Here is a 19,670-nt window from a genome sequence, read left to right on the forward strand (position 1 = left end):
TTATTCGTGCGCTGCGCTGTTCGTCCGTTCGCTTCGCTCACTGTTCATTAAATTACAGGCAATAAAAAAGCGCCCGAAGGCGCTTTTCAACATGTCTAAATGTTTATTAGCAACCAGTTGTCTCAACAGTAATAGTTGGACGCGCACCGGCTGCCGTTACATCAACATACTCAACGTAACATTCAGTGATAGTCGTATGGTCTGTAGGATCTAGTGCCGCAGTACCTGTTGTCGGAGTGGTTCCTGCAGGAGCAAAGCGTACTGTTGCAGCTGCGGTTCCAATTGCTGTTGAAGCTGTGTACGCAATATCCCAGTCATCTGCTGTTATATTTAAAGCTGAAGTAATACCTGCTGCAGTCGCTGCTGGATAACCATAAACTACTTCAATAGTGTCTACGGTGACGTATGCTGGTGTGGTTGCGCCGTCATTCGCATCACCTTCAACGCCTTGAATCGCTGCTTTGCCGAAAACTAAGTCAGCTGCGCCGTTCATTGAGCCTTTAAGACCATTCAGAGTTGACTCGCGTGCATCTGTTGAGAAGTTAAAGAACTGTGGCGCGGCAGTTACGGCTAGGATGCCGAGTACCACGATAACGATGATCAGTTCGATCAATGTAAAACCTTTTTGTGCTTTCATAACGCTTTCCCTTTTAAAAGTAAGGAGTATTCCCCAAAGTATAAATTAATTATTACTAAAAATACTGACCCCACCGGTACGTGGGTTGTAAACAAACACGTTACCGACAGAGAGGTAGTCGGTGCCGCTTGGCGCTGAGGCCAAGTTTTTAATGGTATTTGCGAGATAATAAACGCAAATATCATTCACACCGTTATTTTCGCGGGTCACGTAATAACGGTTTTCACCCAGAAGGGTAAAACTGGTTGTTGCCGTTGGCGCACCTTGCAGTATCGCTTGCATCATGGTGCGGCAATCTTCACTTGTCACGTTTAAATCATGGGCATCAAGATTGTTATCGCCGCTCACGGGATAACCGGTGCTACCGTCAACATTCACGCTGATACCGTCCATCACTACCACGGCGCCAGCACCATCCGCATTACCTTGCGGACGACCACGTAGCTCCCATTCGGCACGCACTAAGCCAACGGCACTTGCAAAGCCGCCAGCCACGCCTTCTACGGCAGCGTCTTCGGCATCAGCCGTCACGCTCGTGAAACGCGGCAACGCTGAGGCTGCTAACAAACCTAGAATGACAACCACAATAATCAGCTCAATCAGAGTAAAACCTGATTGTTTCGCTGTTGAAGTAATTTTTGTCTGCACTGCTTGCATCCCTTATTCCCCGTAGCTTTATTATGATTTTTATGACAAAACCATGCAAATATTAATAGTTATCTACACTTGTTGCATTATTGTTGTGTTAGCGCCCTCGGTATGCATCCATCATTTCCCACATTGGCAGGAATACACCTAATGCCATGATGGTAATAATAACTGCCACGAAAACCAATAAAATAGGCTCAATACGGGCTGTTAAACTCTTGAGGTCATAATCAACTTCGCGTTCATAATAACCCGCCACTTCAAACAACATTTCATCAACACGTCCAGTTTCTTCGCCCACTGCTATCATTTGTAATACTAACGGCGTAAATAGTTCACTACTGCGTGTTGTGCGCGTGAGGCTCTCACCACGCTCAATATTACGGCGCATGTCGTTTATTCGGCCACTCATCCAAGAGTTATCAACTGCTTCAGCAACCAGTCCTAAGCCTTGCGTGAGCGGGACGCCAGCTTGCAACATCACCGCAAACGTTCGAGCAAATCGGGCGAGTAACGAGCGCATAATGATGTCGCCAACTACCGGCATACGCGTTTTAAACCTGTCCCAGGCTAATTTGCCAGGCACTGTTTTCACGTAATTAATTGCGCCAGCAATCGCAATCACCACAGCACCAAGCATTAGTGGCCACCAGTTCACAAAGAAATTTGATGTCGCCAAAATAATTCGTGTTGGCAGTGGCAGCTCGACATTAAAGTTAGCAAACATCTGCGCAAATGGTGGTATCACCCAAATATTAATAATTACCACAGCGGCGACCAGCGCCAACATAATAAATGTTGGATAGCGTAATGCTGATTTAATCGCCTTGCGAGTTTCTTGCTCTTTTTCTAAATAATCGGAAAGCTGTAAAAAAGCTCCTTCTAACTCACCAGTGTTCTCACCAACATGGACAATAGCCACCAATAAGCGTGGGAATACGCGCGGATGTGCAGCCAATGCTGAGGACAATGATCGTCCCCGCTCTAACTGATCCACCAGATCTTTCAAAATGACGCCAAAGCGTTTATTGCTGGTATTCTCTGCTAATCCTTCCATTGCCCGTAACAAGGGGATACCAGCTTTGGTCAGTGAGTACATTTGCCGAGTGAAAATAATCAAATCCACATGGCTAATGCGCGGCTGAAAGAGGCTACCGGATGTCGACGCGGTTTTTGTCTCATTTGCTTCTACTTGTATCGCTAGCGGGGTGATCCCCCGACGCAATAGGCTATCTGCCGCCGAACTCTCGCTGGCTGCTTCAATGACCCCTTGCACTGGTTGGCCGCCGTTATCACGACCACGATACTTAAAGTTCGCCATCGCCCTTCTCTATAGCTGGTGCGGTTATCCGCAACTCTTTCTCTTCTACTGTTTCCGCTAAGAACAATACCTCATCAAGTGAGGTGATACCTTGTCGCGCATACTCTAGCGCCACACTTGCTAACGGTTTAAAACCTTCTGATTGACGTGCAGCCTGAGCGAACTCACGCATATTGCTATCGCGCAGGGCGTCTATCATGGTTTCGTTCATTTCGAGTAATTCAAATACACCGATTCGGCCTTTGTAGCCGGTGTGGTTACAACTACGACACCCCTTGCCCCGCACAAAGCCACTGCCGTCTGCCGGAATACTCGAGTCCATTCGACGCAAAAGCGTTAGCTCTGCCGCTTCGGGCGTATCCGTGGTTTTGCAGTTTTCACACACGCGTCGAATTAACCTTTGCGCTAAGACACCACGTAATGCCGCGCCGACTAGGTAAGGCGCAGCACCCATATCGATTAGGCGCAGCGCACTCGTAATCGAGTCGTTGGTGTGCAATGTCGTTAATACTAAGTGACCGGTAATTGAGCCACGTAAACCGATTTCAACCGTTTCATGGTCGCGCATCTCACCCACCATGATAATGTCAGGGTCTTGGCGTAGTGTGGTACGCAATACATTCGAGAAGCTCAAACCAATTTTACTGTTCACTTGCACCTGGGAAATTCGCGGAAGTCGATATTCCACCGGATCTTCCACCGTAATAATCTTTTTCTCAGCTTGGTTCAGCTCACTTAGCGCGCCATACAAGGTTGTGGTTTTACCCGAGCCCGTTGGACCGGTAACAATCAACATGCCGTATGGACGATGGATCAACCGCCGTACACGCTTGAGAATGTGTTCCGGCATACCCGTTTGCTCTAACTGCAACAAACCGGCTGATTGATCAAGTAAACGCATCACGCACGATTCGCCATACTGAACCGGCATGGTGGACACCCGCACATCAATTGAATGGTCGCGCACCTTGATGTTAAACCGGCCATCTTGCGGTAAGCGTTTCTCCGATATATCTAACCCTGCCATCAGCTTTAATCGAAGCAACAATGCGTTGGCGATATTGGTTTCGGTAAGCACGTTTTCTTGCAAGACGCCATCAACCCGCATACGAATGCGCAAGGCTCGGTCGTCTGGTTCAATATGAATATCTGAAGCTCTTACCTGCACAGCATCGGCAAAAATCGATTGCAGAAGTTTGGCTACCGTCGCTTCGTCATCGTCATCATCGAGTGACAATGCGCCGAGATCGAATTCCGCACCATCTTGCGTTTCGGTTTGTAGCTCTTTCGCAAATTGCGCGATATCTTTGGTGCGGCGATATAAGTTATCAAAGGCTTCAAGCAGCTCGGCATCAGGAACTACCGCTAACTTCATTTCGCGCGGTTGTAAATACTGTGATATCGCATCAACCGCCGCCAAATCAGCCGGATCGCTCATGCCGACCAGAGCCGACTTGTCATCTGCCTCAATCACTAAGGCACGATGGCGACGCGCTTGCACTTCAGGAATAAGATTAACGACCTGCTGTGAAATTTTTCGGTCACCCAGCTCAATCAAAGGAATATTGAGCTGACGCGCCAAAAACTCTAATAAATCATGTTCATCGATAAAGCCAAGATCAATGAGGGTAACACCGAGCTTACGACCATTTTGCTTTTGGTCGGCAAGGGCTTGTTGTAGCTGATTCTCGGTGATCATGCCGTCTTGAACGAGTAAGTCACCAAGGCGCATTTTTAAACGTGGGCGCATCTTAGAATCCCTCCAACACAGCAAGTCGCTGCTCAATGTACAAGCGCGCGTCTTGGCCTAAATCATTTTGCTGTAAGGCTTGTCGATAACTTCGTACAGCGGCATCAAGATTACCGCCATCGTCGTAGGCGACGGCTGCAGCTAACCACCAACGTCCTTCATTAAACTCTGCAGCTAGTGCGGTGTAATCAGCTGCAGCTTCATTAAAATAACCAAGCTGAGTGGCTGCGGCCGCCCGCAACTGCAACAATTCTCGGTGCTCCGGTGCTTGCGGTGAAATTACAGCTAATACTTTGTAGGCTTGTTCAATACGGCCAATGCGCTCGTAAATGCGCGCCAGCAACAATTGCCATTCGGCCTGTTGCGGTTTCAGCTCAAGCCCTTGGTGTAACAGCGTTGTTGCGCGGCTTGTTAGGCCTTTGCCATACCAATATGCCGCTAATTCAGAGCGAACTTGTACGTGATCAGGCTTAACAATTAACGCTTTTTCCAACAATTCTTGGCCGCGTATTTGTTCACCTTTTTGCAAGGCTTCGCGTGCTTTGGCTAAGTTGGTATCAGCCAGTTGCTGCGGTGATAATTGCACACGTTCGACGCTAAACGATGATACGGACTGTTCTTGCGCTGGCTTCTTCCGAACGGCTGGCGTCACTGGTGCTGGTGGCTCTTCAGCCGCGGTTACTGCAGGTTCAGCAGACGACTGCGGTTGCTCTTCATTAATCGCCGCCAACTCTGGTTGCGAGACTGACTGTTGCTCTGATTGCGGTTCTGTTTGTGGCCCTTGTTGCCGTTCTGGTTGCGAGTCAGGTAAACGTTTCACATCGACAATCGCCGTTGACTTTGGTTTTGAAACAACCGGTTCGATAACTTGTTGCGCCGGTGGTGGTGACACACCTTCCGAAGTCGCAAGCGTTTGCTCTGGAGTGGTAACCGGCTCTGAAGAACTGGCACCGTACATCCACCACAGATTCAAAGCGCCGATAATCACCGCGAGGCTTAACAGCAGAATACCCACAATCCAGGCCCAATGAATCGGCTGAGGAGCTACTGCTGCTGGCGTATAAGTTTGCTGATTCTGATGCTGTTGACGCTTATCAAGATCACGTAACATGCGATTAATCACACTCACATGTCACCCCCAACAAACCATTGCTGGTAATACCCCACCGCGGCCACTCCAGCAATTACGGCAGCCCCTAATAACCACCATGGCCAAGTTGCTTTAGGTAAAGTTGCATCCTCGGTATCCTCCACAGCGGTACGAACATGCTTAGGCGTAACCGGATATACGCCCTCGCCGTAGCACAACAGGAGCACTTTGTGACACAGCACATTAGCCAAGCGCGGAATTCCGCGGCTGGCTTGGTGTAGCATACTCACAACACGACCGTTGAAGATTGGTGCACCCTTATAGCCGGCGATATGTAAACGATGAGAAATGTAACGAGCGAGCTCGTGTACTGTCATCGCCTGCAAGTGGTAGCTAAATGAAATGCGCTGACGTAATTGGCGGTGCTCGCGCGCAGCTAAACGTTCATTTAATTCAGGTTGGCCAAACAACACAATGTGAAGTAACTTACGCGTTTCCGTTTCTAAGTTCGAAATTAAGCGCAAAGCTTCAAGCGAATCACTTGGCAATGCTTGCGCTTCATCCAGCACAATCACCACCGTTTTGCCGGCTGCATTAATTTCCATTAAACGTTGCTGAATAGCCTGAGTGACCAGTTGCTGACTGCTCGCCTGAGAAATATCGACTTGTAACTCGCGCGCAATTTGCGCACGTAGTTCGTCTGGATTCAAAAACGGATTTGGAATGTATGCAGTAACATAATTTTCTGGTAATTCATTCAAAAGCTTTCGACACAGCAACGTTTTCCCGGTACCCACTTCACCCACAACTTTGATAAAGCCTTCACCGGTTCGCAGTGCGGTTAACAATACCTCTAACGCTGCGCGATGGCCTTCCAGATCACAATAGAAACTGGTATTCGGCGTTAGCGTAAACGGTAACTCTGTTAAGCCGTAATGCTTTTGATACATGTCAGTCTCAGTTTCCGTACCATTGCTTTAAAATTTCACTGGAACGGTCCAGCTCGTCCTGCCAGGTGTCAACACCAACAACGGTCGGACGAATTAAGATAACTAACTCTTTCTTCTGCTCAACACGACGTTTGTTTTTAAACAGGTTTCCAACTACCGGAATATCGCCGAGCAATGGTGCTTTCGCTTCGGTATCGGTGTACGAGGTTTGCATCAAACCACCGAGTACCACAATCTCACCGTTGCGCGCTTTGACAATTGTATCGCTCTCGCGAATGTTGCTTTGTGCGAGCGGAAGCACAAAGGTGTCGTTATTGAGTTTCACCACTTTTTCTTGCTCTGTGGTTTCGACCACCGACGGGTGGACATGCAAAATCACTTCGCCGTCTTCACTAATTTGTGGTGTGATATCCAGCGAGATACCAGAGAAGAACGGTGTTAATTCAATATTTGGCGTTGATGTTGTTGCCGTACCGGTAACGGTTGTGGTTGAGACGTTAGTGACAAAGTATTCGTCCTCACCAATTTTGATCACTGCTTTTTGGTTATTGGCAGCACTCACGCGCGGATTCGACAAAACTTGCACGTTTCCTTGTGTTTGGAGCAAATTCAGGGCACCGGTAAACTCACCAACATTTAATGTCATGCCAAATACGCCGCCAAGGCCGCTACCGACAACGCCTGACCCGCTCATGCTGATAGAACCAGTAGAGTTTCCGGCTTTAAAAATATCATTCCAATTGATGCCTTGCTGATAGTCATCGTTAAGAGCGACTTCAACAATACGCGCCTCCAGAATCACTTGCCGTTGCAGGCGACGTTGCGCAGATTCAAGAAACTCGCGCGCTGCACGTAACTCACGTGGTAACGCAGTGACTGTGACCAAACCGGCTTGCGGAGCAACCACCACGCGGCGACCATCGCCAGAGCCAATAATTCCTTCAATAATGGCTTGCAGCTCGCTCCACCAATCCGTCTCTGAAGAGCTACTGATGGATGAGCCATTGGTTTGCATACCATTTAAGTTTTGCGACAACGGATTGTTATTCGCACCACCTTGGTTACCTAATAGATTGTTATTGGTATTGCCGCCATATTGATTGTTACTGCCGCTATTACGGTCGTTTTCTTTTACACCACCAGAGCTGACACTCGTTTGTGACAACCCCATACGGCGTAGAGCTAAATAATCCAGAGCAATGGTTTCGCTACGCAAACCGGCAGGGAAAACACGAATCATATTGCGCTCTTTGCGCACTTGATAGCCATAGATATCACTAATCACATCAAGCGTTTCGGTTAACGTGACATCTTTTAGGTTCACTGTAATAGTGCCGCTTACCTCAGGATGAACGACAATATTGTAAGGTGAATCAGTGGTTAACCCAGCAAAAAACTGTGCCGCTGGAACGTCGTTCGCAGCAATTGAAAAACGCGGTTCAGCCAGCAATTGCTCACCGGCTTCACGCACTTGGTTGTTCTGACCACGCAGACTTGCTCGCACTGACTCAGGCAATGGCGGACGCTCTGCGCCAGCACGATCAGACGCGCGCTGTTGCAACGCTTGCTGTGCATCAACAGGCTGCCGCTCAGGTTGATGGGCACAAGCGGCCAACACTAAAACAGCGACACTAATAAGGCCTGCTCGAATCATAAACTGCTCCCTGCTGTCGGATTAACTGGTGTTGCTGAAAAGCCAAACAGCCGTATGGTTAAATCTTTACTGTTACGCGTATCTCGCAAAACTACTTCACTCATATGTATCGCATTCACTCGGTATGGGCCTACACTGTCACCAACTTGCTTCCATGAGCCTTCAATCAGTGCTTTACGTTGTTCGCCAACCCATTGAATAGACTGTAATTTTGGTACAGTAACAGCCGTCGCCGTGCTACCGGCACGCTCCAACACTCTTGGCGGTGCGGTTGGGTCGCGCAATTCTTGCGCCACGAGTGTCGACATGCCTACCAACGGCAAGATTAGTAGCGCTTTAACTCGCCACATAATCACGCTCCAAACTGATGGTATAAATTTCTAAAGTCAGCTCCGCCTCAGGCGCTTCCAAAACTTTGTAATCCAAGCGTTGCCAATAAAACGACCAATCTAACTGCTCCAATTGCTGCAGATAGTTACTCAACGAGTAATAATTACCGCGAATAACCAGTTGTAACCGATGACGAAAAATTCCCGTTTCAGAATCTACTTCATCCTGATAAATTAACTCTGCTGGCAACGCTTGTGCCGACTGTACCTGCACACGACTTGCTTGATTCAACAGTTCTCTTAATAGCGCACGGTTGTCGGCAGCGCTGACATAATTTGCTTCTTGGTTCAGTTGCTGATTCACCTCAAGTAAGCTAGCCTGAAGTTGCTCTAATCGACGCCGTTGGGCAGCCTGAGGATCGCCTGCTAATCGTTGTTGTACCTGGGTGACTTCGCGTGAAACTTGATCAATCTGCGCCTGCTGCGCTTGTTGCTTGTTTCTCTCGCTGGTAATAATTTCCAGCGCTGGACGCACACCAAACCAATAACTGAGATACAAAATCAGAAATACGGCGGCAATCAACCATATGCGTCGCCGCTTGGCATCGACACTTTCAAACTTTTGTTGCCATTGTAGCCATTGCTCTTTCATCGTGCCGACCCCGAATTCATGCGTGGTTGCACCAGCAAACTGCTATGCTGCAAACTCCCCACGGTAAAATCGAGAACGCCACGCGTGTCCACGTCGCGTAGTTCGAATACACCAAACTGACGACCACTCAACGTCTCATAATCAGAGAAGCTGGCTAGCCACAATGGCAGAGCACTCGCATCGGCGGTTTTACCTTGCAGCGTCAGTTGGCCATTGGTAATCAGTATGCGATTTAGCCAAATGGCATCGGTATCGGCGCGCGCCAAATCGACAAGCACGTCAGCAAAGCTCGCATTTGCGGTTTGCGTGACGCCGCGCATTTGTTGCAACAAACGTTGACGTTGCGCGAATTCGAGCTCTACCGTTTCAATTTGTTGCGCAACTTGCGGATCGTTCATCGCGGTACGCAGCTCGTTTTGCTTGGCAACTAATTGCTGTTGCGCCTGACTCAAACTATGGGCCATGCGTTGCGTTGCAATCGTTTGTTGATTGGCCCAGAAATTTAATGTGATGCTAGCAAGAACCCCAACCACCAACACAGCTGCTATAGTGATTGCGACACGCTTGAAAGTTAAGGTTTCACGCTTCGGTTGTAGTTCAGGCACATAGAGGTTCGCTATTTTTTTCATGCGACCTCCGCCTTACTGGCGCGTAAAACTTGCGCCAGCAATACTCCGCCAAGTACTGGAAAATCAGAGAAATCACCGGCGGCCAACTCTTGTGCCCACATTGGGTATTCGGCCCAGCGCGAGGTTAAACCTAAATCTTCGTCTAGCTGCTGCGTGATACCTTGACGGTGCTTGGTACCGACCGCTACCACAACCTCGCGAATCGGACGTTGGCGTAGCTGCCGTTCAAAATAATCTGCAGATCGTTGCACTTCGACGCTCAATGGCGCAGCGCCGCCCAACTGAATTTCATCTGCACTTAACTGCGATAATTGCTCAAGGCTACGCACAACTCGGTTAACCTGTAATTTCCCTTGTTGATAGACCTGCAACAATGCTGGCTCAAGATCGTGCTGATAGGCAATCACGATGGGGTCTTGCTGTTCGCTAAAGAGTTGCGCAATCGCTTGCTCTTCGGAAACGATGCCGACGATATTCTCGCTGATACTGTGTAGCTCAGTGAGCACCGGCTCAAGAATCTTTTTGTCCGCGACAATGGCATTGATCTTGTCTTGCCCAGCAAGTTGCACCGGCGCATCGTAATAGTCCGCAATAATGTCTGCTGGCGGAAGCGTCACTAAATCACGCAAGTTGAAACGTAATGCCTGTGATATTTCTTCAGCAGGAAGGTTTGGACGTTCGAGTTGCACGCTTTGATAGAGAGATGGCCCTAAAACAAGCACCACAGCTGGGTTGGTTTTGGTATAGCGCGCATACTTGGCAGTAAGCGTTTTAATTGCTAAAGCCCAATTACCATCGGCAACTTCAAGGTGGTCAGAAACAATCAAGGCAGGCGCATGACTAGTGTCATCATCGGCATATTCTGCGATCGCTAGAGACACAAAACCTGACGCCAACGCGTACGTTAGCACCAGTCGATTGTTGTGTTTAGCGCGCCACAAACGAATCAAGTTGATTTCCTTTCAAATTATAATTTTTATTATAGTTCTATTTATAAACTCTCAAGCCATATAAGACCATGTCTTGAGGGGGATTACTAGATTGTTAAATTGTTCAACCGATTGTTTATTTTTTGTTGATTATTATTTTAGCTGCCAATTTAACATTTCGCCAGCCCAATATGGCACCATCGGCCCAACGGCTGTCATCACAGTTTCTGGTACTCGCCACGGCGACTTAATTAAAGTAACAGTTGATGTTGCGCGTTTATAACCATAAAAGTCAGCACCAAAGCCACTGGCAAAATCGGCTAATTTATCAAGCGCACCCATTTGTTCAAAAAACTCTGCATACAAAGGTAACGCTGCAGGCGCTGAGTAACAACCCGCACAACCACAAGCATTTTCTTTTTTCGATTGCGCATGCGGTGCAGAGTCCGTGCCGAGGAAAAACTTCGGATTACCGGACACGGCGGCGCGACGCAGTTCCAACTGGTGATCGCGACGTTTCAAAATCGGTAAACAATAATTGTGCGGACGAACGCCACCAACAAGCAAATCATTGCGGTTCATCAACAAGTGTTGCGGTGTAATGGTTGCGGCAACATTGTCGCCTTGCTCTTCAACAAATTTCACTGCGTCAGCCGTGGTGATATGCTCCAACACCAATTTTAATTTCGGATGGCGCTGCAGTAATGGACGCAAATGACGATCAATAAACACTTTTTCACGGTCAAAAATATCGATATCCGCCGTGGTGACTTCGCCATGCACTAATAATGGCACCTGCAGTTTCGCCATTTCAGCAAATACGTCGTCTAGGCCATCAACATCGGTAACACCCGCATCAGAGTTGGTGGTAGCACCTGAAGGGTAGAGTTTAAAACCAATGATGTTGGTATCTGCCGCCGCTGCACTCACCGTTTCTAAGCTGGTGTTTTGCGTCAAATACAATGCCATTAACGGCTCAAAAGAATTTGCTAGCGGGCGCTGTGCGAGAATACGTTGGCGGTATTGTTGCGCTTGCTCCACTGAAGTTACCGGCGGAACTAAATTCGGCATAATCACGGCGCGCGCAAATACATCCGCAGTTGCAGGTACTGTCGTTGCTAACAAGTCGCCATCGCGAAGATGTAAATGCCAATCGTCTGGGGTTGGAATGGTTAGCTCAGTCGCCTGCATGTGTACCTCTATGAATTAAATTTTGGGATGCGATGAATTATCGCACTATTATACCTCGTTTGCGGCGATACAGCGATTCCGTCCGTCAGATTTTGCTTGGTAAAGAGCTTTGTCAGCCCGCGCAAACCAACGGCCGATATCTTTGTCGGTTGATAACAGTTGTGCGATTCCAATGCTTACCGTAACCGGAATACGTTTACCCTGCCATTCGAAACTAGCTTTCTCAACCCTACCACGGACGCGCTCGGCAACCAACAAGGCCTGCTCGATGTCTGCATGAGGGAGTAATATGGCAAACTCTTCACCACCTTGTCGCCCAAGTAAATCGCCATCTCTCAACATCTCTCGAGTAATATCGGCGAATTGCTTCAACACTTTATCGCCGGCCGCATGTCCGTATGTGTCATTCACGTTTTTGAAATGATCTAAATCGATAATCGCAACGCTCACAGGAACGTCGTAACGATGTTGCTCGTTGAATTTTTGCCCAGCCGTTTCAAGAAATATTCGCCGATTCGCGACTTGGGTCAGCTCGTCAATCGTTGCCATACGGCGCAACTCTTCGGTTGCCGATAGCCGTTGCTCCTCGATACGACGGAAGTGCATCAGAGTTCCCAACGTATTGAGTATCGGTTCAAGGGTTAACAACAAATCTCGAGTGTATCCGGTTGAGCTATTCGCCAGTAATAAGATACCAACCACTTCACGATTGAAAAACAGTGGCAGTAAATACGCATTATCAAATTCCGGTAAGTCTATGGGTTGAAGTAACACTTCATCCTTTTGAACCGGATAAGGACAGAGTTGCGCTTCGCCGTCACTCAACACTTGGCGGATGACACGCCCCGTCACCTCAACTTCTAAGCCTTGTTGAATCAGTTTCTGATAGGCTCGATTTTTGTTGTCATCATCGTAGCGACGAACGCCATGCAACCAGAGCAAATCCTGCGTATGTGAATTACCGGGTAGCTCACCGATAATACCAACATCACTCTGAGTGAGCGCCATCAACTGCGGCAATGCGATATCACAGACTTCGCTAAACTCCTTCACGAACAGAAACTCATGTTGTACGGCAGTCACGAGATTTAAGATGGTTTCTTGTTGACGGCGACGTTCCTCGTTAGCAACTTCTGCAGTGATGTCGTGATGAATGCCAACCATTCGCACGGCAAGACCTTGTTCGTCCGACTCAATAACTTTGCCGATACTATGCAGCCAAATATAGTGACCATCGACGTGTTGCAAACGAAAGCGTGCTTCGAAACGCTCATCAAGGCCCTTCAAATGACGTTGCAATGCCGCACGGGTTGCTTGAAAGTCATCGGGATGGATTAATTGCGCCCACCTATTTTGCTGCGAATAGCTTTCATCACGCCCAAGTATTTCATCCCAGGTGTGGTTAACATTGACGGATTGTTTGAGTAGGTGCCAATCCCAGGTGGCTAAGTTGCCAGCCGCAAGGGCTAACGCAAAGCTCTGGTTCGCTTGTTTTAAGCTAAGTTCGAGTTGTTTGCGCTTGGTATTGTCATGCAAATAACCGCGCACTCTAACGATATGCCCTTGGCTGTCATAATCGGCGCGCGCATAATGCTGTACCCAACGAAGCTCATTTTCTGGCGTAATAACCCGATACTCGAGTTCCAACGAAGGTTGTTTACCGTCTAATACCGCATGCATTCGCGTTAATAATTCGCGGCGGTCGGCGCGGTGCACGATGGACTCATAATTGACTGCAGGACTCAGCAAGTGGTCACGCGAATAACCGAGTACTTTTTCCACATTTGCAGCAGCATAAATTAAATGGGCTTCTGGCTCTACTTGCCAAACAACCGCAGCAATTGGTCCTTCAGCGAGAACTTGGCGCTCTTGTTCATAATTACTTATTGCATAGCGATTCGTTAGCTCGTTCTTAACCCATTCAGCCAGACTTTCTAACCACTCTTTTTGCTGCACGGAAAATTGGCGGGGCTTGGAGTCAACAATGCACAGTGTTCCAATAATAATACCGGGTTTGAGTTCCAGCGGCGCCCCTGCATAAAAGCGCACTCCCTCTGCCGCAACAACAAATGGATTATCTGCGAAGCGTTCGTCTTTCGTGGCATCTTCAACCACCATGGTGGAGCCTTGCATAATCGCATGACCACAAAACGAAACTTCGCGCGGCGTTTCACACTCTTGAAAGCCAATTTTTGACTTGAACCATTGTCGTTCGCTGTCGACGAGGGTTATAAGAGCAGCATCAACATCAAATAACTGCTTTACAAATTGCGTAATATTGTCGAATACCGGCTCTGGCTCAGTATCAAGAATGTCGAGCTCATGTAACAAATGCAACCGTTCTGACTCATTGTTCGGTATCGGTGCTGGTTTCATTGACTCTCCACTTTGAGTAAATTCAACTTCTGTTTAAATAGTAGCAGACTTTTCCCAAAGCATTTGATGTGACTAATTATTTTACGATTTAAAGGCCGAGTCGCTCTTTCCAATGTTTACGACAGCACGAGATGTATCGATCATTGCCGCCGATAGCAATTTGATCACCAGCCTTTACTGCGTTGCCTTCGGCGTCGATGCGAAGATTCATGGTGGCTTTGCGACCACAAAAGCAGATTGTTTTCATTTCCGCTAACTTATCTGCCACGGCCAGCAATACCGCACTCCCCGGAAAAGCTTTACCAAAAGCATCGCTGCGAATGCCATAGCACATCACCGGAATATCCACCCGATCGACAACATCGGTTAGCTGCCAAACCTGCGTTTCCGTTAAAAACTGCGCCTCGTCAATCAATACGCAATCAATGTGTTTACGTTGATGCCGCGCTTCAATCAATGCCGCTAAGTCGGTGGTGTTTGAAAACGCCAACGCTTCCCGATCAATTCCAAGCCGCGAAGCAATGCGCCCATGTCCAGCCCGATCATCAATCGACGGCGTTAATAATAAAACGTGTTGATCGCGCTCTTCGTAGTTATGAGCAACTTGCAGTAAAGACGTGCTTTTACCGGCATTCATTGCCGAATACGTAAAATAAAGTGAAGCCATAAGTCGTTATTCGTTATTCGTTGTTGGTTATTCGAAGTGTCTTTCTAATATCTAATATCCAATAGCTAATATCCAACCTTTTTCGCCTTTCTTTTTGATATAATTGCTCAAATTCGAACAGGAGAAGCTCATGACCACACCTTATTCGCACGCCTTTTTAAAAGCCATGCCAAAGGCTGATTTGCATTTGCATTTAGACGGTAGCCTGCGCCCAGACGGCCTGATCGACATGGCGAAACGCAGCGGCATCGAGCTTCCGTCGTATACAGTTGAAGGCTTGTACGATTTGGTTTTTAAAGAATCGTATCAGAATTTAGGTGAGTACTTAAACGGCTTTCAATATACCTGCGCGGTACTGCGCGATATGGAAAACCTCGAGCAAGCTGCGTATGAACTTGCGCAAGACAATATTGCCGAGGGCGTTATCTACATTGAGGTGCGCTTTGCCCCGCAACTGATGATGGATCCAGCTCGCGGTATCGATTTTGATACGGTAATGCATACCACCAACAAAGGCTTAAAGCGCGCCAAAGACGAATACAACGCGCAGGCGGATGTCAAAAACGGCACCAAGCCACCATTTGATTACGGTATGATTAATTGCGCCATGCGCATGTTCGGTAAAAAGGGCTTCTCGCCATACTACACGCAGCTTTTCCAAATGTTACGTAACCATGAGCCGAAGCAAGTGATTAAAACGGCGGCCATGGAAATGATCCGCGCCAGCGTCCGTCTGCGCGATGAAGAAGGCTTACCGATTGTCGGGCTCGATATTGCTGGTCAGGAAATGGGGTATCCAGCGCACGATTTCAAAGAAGTGTACGAATACGCCCACCAGAATTTCTTACTGAAAACCGTACACGCCGGCGAAGCTTATGGCGCCGAGAGTATTTTTGAAGCACTGACACAGTGTTACGCCGACCGCTTAGGTCATGGCTACTCATTGTTTTCACCGGAGATGATCCAAGACCCGGCAATAACTGACAAAGAAGACTATGCGCGGCGGCTTGCATCATTTGTTGCCGATCGCCGCATTGCAATTGAAGTGTGTATCACCAGTAATCTACAAACCAATCCAGACATTGGTGATGTCGCTAACCACAACTTTAAGCACATGTATGCGAATCGATTAGCGACGGTGATTTGTACCGACAACCGATTGGTTTCACGCACAACCGTGACACAAGAATATGAACTGGCCTTAAGTGCCGTTGACGTGCCGCTGAAGCGTTTAAAGGATATGGTCGCCTACGGTTTTAAGAAGAATTTCTTTGCCGGTGATTACATTGCGAAACGAGCCTACGCAAAGCAGGCATTAGAGTACTTCGATAAAGTTGCCACAGAGCATGGCGTTCGTTAAACCGACAACGATGAGAGGCGCAAATTTGCGCCTCTCACGTCTTATTTAGTGAACGTCAGCTTTTTAAAGTCATCGAGTGCCATCGGCTTATGAAAATAGTAGCCTTGGCATACAACCTCCGTTGAAAGGCGTTGTAAGAAATCGAGTTGCTCTTTCGTTTCAACACCCTCAGCAACAATGCGTAATCCTAGGTGTTGCCCCATTGAAATAATTGTCTCAACAATTTTATCTTGGTTCGAGTGGCCTATGCCTTGCACGAAGCCTTGATCAATTTTCAATTCATCAATGGCTAAGGTGGTCAGATAACTTAGCGATGAATAGCCCGTACCGAAATCGTCAATTGAAAACTGCACACCAGTTTCCTTCAGCGTTTTCATTTTCAAAGTAATATCTTGTATATCATCAACCAAGAGGTTTTCAGTGATCTCCAAAATAAGTCGGTTCGGCGAAACACCGCTGCGTACGAGTTGTCGTTCAATAAAATAAACAAAATCATATTTGCGGAAGTGCCGTGGGCTAATGTTTATTGCAACCGTCAAATCCTCCGGCAATTCTGCCGCAATTTCGAGTGCTCGTGTGATAATCCACTTACCAAGTTGCACAATCAGGTCGCTTTTTTCAGCGATTGGGATAAACACGCCAGGCGATACGTTGCCAAGTTCCGGATGCTGCCACCGACAAAGTATTTCAATACCCACAAGCTTGCCATCTGGTAATTGCTGTGGCTGCATATGCAATTGTAATTGCTCAGTGCCTATTGCGTCGCGCAATGCCCGTTCAATTTCAAAGTGTTGTTCCAGCGCGTAACTATAAGACGGGTTATATACCATCAATTGGTTACCGCCAGCTTCTTTGGCATGATGAACTGCGGTTTCGGCGTGGCGAATGATCGACTCTGGCGTATCACCATATTCGGGATACATCACCATACCGGCACTCGCAGTAACAATAATACGTTCCCCGTCGACAAGTAGTGGCTTACTAATTTCATCTAGAGCTTCTTTGATAAGCACTTGGGTGTGCGCAAGCACATGCTCACGCTCGCCAGTCGCAGGCAGTAAAAGTGCAAATAAGTCGCCACCGAGATTACCAAGTGTCGCATTACTTTCATGTTGCACCACTTGGCTGAGGCGGTCTTTGATGGTGAGTAATACCTGGTCACCAAACTCGAAGCCGCGTACGTCATTAATACGTTGCAATCCATCGACATCCAGCAACACAACAGCGCCATATTTTCTGGCTTCACGGCCGCTCAGTAACTGCTGCAAAATTTCTGAACATTTGGTGCGGTTCGGAAGCCCCGTCAGCACATCAAAATACGCCAGATAGTTCACTTGCGCTTCAGCGGCACGACGTTCGGTAATATTCTGTTTACTGGCCAGATAATTTATAACGTTTCCATGATCGTCTCGCAGCGGTGAAATAGTTGCCCACTCGCGATATTCACTACCATCTTTTCGGCGGTTATAGAGCTCGCCCTGCCAAACTTTACCTTCAGTGAGTGCGCGCCACATCGATTCATAGGTCGACTTAGGGGTGTTTCCTGATGCAAGCACATTCGGATTGAGTCCGATAACTTCATCGGCGGTATAGCCGGTGATTTCAGTAAATGTTGTATTGACGTATTGAATACGCGCATCAAGATCAGTAATGACAATACAATCGCTACTTTGCTCTACTGCCGCGGATAAACGGCGTAAACGCCCCTCATACTGTTCACGGGCTTGTGCGGCATTCACTAACGCATCGGAGAGTAAACCGAGTTCGTTATATGCCTTTATTTGTACATCCCCAATTGGCTCACGCCGAGAAAACCGATCGAGTGCTGTCACAATGGATTGCATTGGGCGAACAATCAGCGTTTGTAATCCAAGCCACAACAAGATGCCCAGTGTTGCTAAAACCATGACAAACACACTTAATTCCTGCACAGCGAGCATACTGAGCTGATACCAAGCATCGTCGTGACGGTATTCCACGACAAATAAATTACGTCGTAAAGCTGCACTTAGCTCTCCAGGCGGCACCACCGGTACAATCGCCACAAAGTGCTTGTGCTGAGAATGATATTCAATCGATGTCACACCTGATCGTGAGGCCGACTGAATTTGGTCAATCGATAGCCGTTGAATAAATTCAGGTAGTTCTGGCGCAATTTGATTCATCGCATAAAAGCGCATCAATTCGCCGTTACTATCAAGCAAAAACGCTTTTTCAATACGCGGGTGAACATGCACCTCACTTAACAATTCCGGTACCGACTCCAATCGATTCAAACCAAACATTCGATTAAGTGAACCCTGCGCAACCACGAGCATCGAACGTAACTCAAGTTCCGCTCGCTCAAATGCTTCCTCTTGTTGTGCACGGATAAGATAATGGCTCAAACTTGCCAAAATAATGAATGCGATCACCACAATCGGTACGGTGATTTGTAGGCTTAAACGTTGGTAAAGCGGCAACTTCATCACAAAACACCTTGGCAAGGAGGTAACATTTTCGGCACCTCAAACATACCCGATTCTTGCAAATGAGCCGCGACTTTTTTACTCACATCGCTATAACCGGTTTTCAAAAACTCACGACTTTGGTTCGCATTATAAAACTTCAATTGTGCCATCAAGGTGTTCAGCTCTTCATCTGACAAATCAGATAACTTCATCAAGGCGTTGAAAATATCAGAATTGGGAACTTTTGCTTGAGCCAACGCTGTATCCCAAGATGTGGTGACTAATGGGAGTAAACGATCGTGATACTGCTGCCAAGTCGCTTTTCGAACCACCACGGTGTCTATGATCTCATCGGGTATCTCGCGACTCGAAAAGATAACTTCTGCACCATGCTCCACCAAATTTTGGGTAAATGGCGCATAGGTCGCTATGACATCAACTAGGTTGGTGTTTAAAGCTGTTTCTTGTCCAGGTGGTAAGACAATCATCCGATTTACCCGCGATGGGTCAATGTTATGTTCTTCTAACCACCGCGATACCACATAGCGCGCCAGCGCGCTGTCTTCCATTCCGACTCGAATTGGGGCGTCTGTTTTGAGCTGTGGAACAAAGTCAGGACGAGTCAGAATTGCATCAGCACCATCAGAGCTCGAGAGTGCAAGCGCTATACAAAAATCAAGATCGGTTCGAGAATTTAAACTAATCGCGTTGTCCAAACTCAACATAGCAACACTGGCTGCTTGGTTGGTCAACATCCGAATCACGCTGATATCTGACACCAACATGGTTAGATGAACATTGCTGGGCTGTTGCTCAGGATGCAACACATGCTGGGCATACAACGGTTGGTAACCAAGCCACGAGTTACCAACAACGTTGATAGGTTCTTGCGGCGGTTGGCAACCGACGAGTAAAAAAAGACTAACGGCGGTGAACCATAGATTTTTTTTCACGTAATCACTCCGGACGCCAACGGCTATGCTAAATAACATTCGTTATACTATAACAAGTTGCGGCGCTTGAAAGGAAATTTTGTC

17 protein-coding genes are annotated in these 19,670 nt (G+C 47.6%); 1 reads left to right on the plus strand and 16 read right to left on the minus strand.

Translation table 11 applies throughout. The annotated features are described in order from the left end of the window. Positions 1 to 106 precede the first annotated feature (106 nt). The 14 genes from BM292_RS11845 to BM292_RS06850 all read right to left on the minus strand — a co-directional run bounded on the left by BM292_RS11845 (position 107) and on the right by BM292_RS06850 (position 14,823). A complete protein-coding gene (locus BM292_RS11845; protein WP_092856706.1) occupies positions 107 to 637 on the minus strand; it encodes a prepilin-type N-terminal cleavage/methylation domain-containing protein in 531 nt (176 codons plus the stop codon). Positions 638 to 682: 45 nt separating this feature from the next. Beyond that, positions 683 to 1,294 carry a type II secretion system protein gene (locus BM292_RS06790; protein WP_092856709.1) on the minus strand — a complete coding sequence of 204 codons (612 nt, stop codon included), beginning with the start codon at positions 1,292 to 1,294 and terminating at the stop codon, positions 683 to 685. An 88-nt stretch (positions 1,295 to 1,382) separates the two neighbouring features. After that, on the minus strand, positions 1,383 to 2,606 hold the full coding sequence (locus BM292_RS06795) for a type II secretion system F family protein (protein WP_092856712.1): 1,224 nt from the start codon (positions 2,604 to 2,606) through the stop codon (positions 1,383 to 1,385). Continuing rightward, positions 2,593 to 4,356, minus strand: coding sequence for a GspE/PulE family protein (locus BM292_RS06800; RefSeq protein ID WP_092856715.1), 1,764 nt, complete (start codon positions 4,354 to 4,356; stop codon positions 2,593 to 2,595). The genes BM292_RS06795 and BM292_RS06800 overlap by 14 nt, the downstream gene beginning before the upstream one ends. A gap of 1 nt (position 4,357) precedes the next feature. Next, a complete protein-coding gene (locus BM292_RS06805; RefSeq protein WP_092856718.1) occupies positions 4,358 to 5,485 on the minus strand; it encodes a tetratricopeptide repeat protein in 1,128 nt (375 codons plus the stop codon). Next, on the minus strand, positions 5,482 to 6,396 hold the full coding sequence (locus tag BM292_RS06810) for an ExeA family protein (protein WP_092856721.1): 915 nt from the start codon (positions 6,394 to 6,396) through the stop codon (positions 5,482 to 5,484). Before BM292_RS06810 ends, BM292_RS06805 begins: the two co-directional genes overlap by 4 nt. Positions 6,397 to 6,403: 7 nt before the next feature. Continuing rightward, positions 6,404 to 8,050: a pilus (MSHA type) biogenesis protein MshL gene (gene mshL / locus BM292_RS06815; protein WP_092856724.1), complete on the minus strand. Its 1,647-nt coding sequence runs from the start codon at positions 8,048 to 8,050 to the stop codon at positions 6,404 to 6,406. Continuing rightward, positions 8,047 to 8,400, minus strand: a complete 354-nt coding sequence (locus tag BM292_RS06820) for a hypothetical protein (RefSeq protein ID WP_092856727.1) — start codon at positions 8,398 to 8,400, stop codon at positions 8,047 to 8,049. Before BM292_RS06820 ends, mshL begins: the two co-directional genes overlap by 4 nt. After that, entirely contained in the window at positions 8,387 to 9,031 is a 645-nt protein-coding gene (locus tag BM292_RS06825; protein ID WP_092856730.1) for a hypothetical protein, read from the minus strand. The genes BM292_RS06820 and BM292_RS06825 overlap by 14 nt, the downstream gene beginning before the upstream one ends. Beyond that, positions 9,028 to 9,660 carry a PilN family protein gene (locus BM292_RS06830; protein WP_092856733.1) on the minus strand — a complete coding sequence of 211 codons (633 nt, stop codon included), beginning with the start codon at positions 9,658 to 9,660 and terminating at the stop codon, positions 9,028 to 9,030. The genes BM292_RS06825 and BM292_RS06830 overlap by 4 nt, the downstream gene beginning before the upstream one ends. Further along, positions 9,657 to 10,541 carry a hypothetical protein gene (locus BM292_RS06835; protein WP_177203799.1) on the minus strand — a complete coding sequence of 295 codons (885 nt, stop codon included), beginning with the start codon at positions 10,539 to 10,541 and terminating at the stop codon, positions 9,657 to 9,659. The genes BM292_RS06830 and BM292_RS06835 overlap by 4 nt, the downstream gene beginning before the upstream one ends. A 201-nt stretch (positions 10,542 to 10,742) precedes the next feature. Next, complete coding sequence (gene pyrC, locus BM292_RS06840; protein ID WP_092856738.1) at positions 10,743 to 11,780, minus strand: dihydroorotase; 1,038 nt, start codon at positions 11,778 to 11,780, stop codon at positions 10,743 to 10,745. A gap of 48 nt (positions 11,781 to 11,828) precedes the next feature. After that, a complete protein-coding gene (locus BM292_RS06845) occupies positions 11,829 to 14,156 on the minus strand; it encodes a sensor domain-containing diguanylate cyclase (protein WP_092856741.1) in 2,328 nt (775 codons plus the stop codon). A gap of 88 nt (positions 14,157 to 14,244) precedes the next feature. Next, positions 14,245 to 14,823, minus strand: coding sequence for a thymidine kinase (locus BM292_RS06850; RefSeq protein WP_092856743.1), 579 nt, complete (start codon positions 14,821 to 14,823; stop codon positions 14,245 to 14,247). A gap of 130 nt (positions 14,824 to 14,953) precedes the next feature. Here BM292_RS06850 and BM292_RS06855 point away from each other — a divergent pair, with 130 nt between their 5' ends. Continuing rightward, on the plus strand, positions 14,954 to 16,183 hold the full coding sequence (locus BM292_RS06855) for an adenosine deaminase family protein (protein ID WP_092856746.1): 1,230 nt from the start codon (positions 14,954 to 14,956) through the stop codon (positions 16,181 to 16,183). Between the two features lie 41 nt (positions 16,184 to 16,224). Here the strand turns inward: BM292_RS06855 and BM292_RS06860 are convergent, their stop codons facing one another. Next, positions 16,225 to 18,651 (minus strand): putative bifunctional diguanylate cyclase/phosphodiesterase, encoded by a 2,427-nt coding sequence (locus BM292_RS06860; RefSeq protein WP_092856749.1) that lies wholly within the window; start codon positions 18,649 to 18,651, stop codon positions 16,225 to 16,227. Continuing rightward, entirely contained in the window at positions 18,651 to 19,586 is a 936-nt protein-coding gene (locus tag BM292_RS06865; RefSeq protein WP_092856752.1) for an ABC transporter substrate-binding protein, read from the minus strand. Before BM292_RS06865 ends, BM292_RS06860 begins: the two co-directional genes overlap by 1 nt. Between the last annotated feature and the right edge of the window lie 84 nt (positions 19,587 to 19,670).

This window comes from Pseudidiomarina tainanensis (assembly GCF_900115255.1).
Taxonomy (GTDB): domain Bacteria; phylum Pseudomonadota; class Gammaproteobacteria; order Enterobacterales; family Alteromonadaceae; genus Pseudidiomarina; species Pseudidiomarina tainanensis.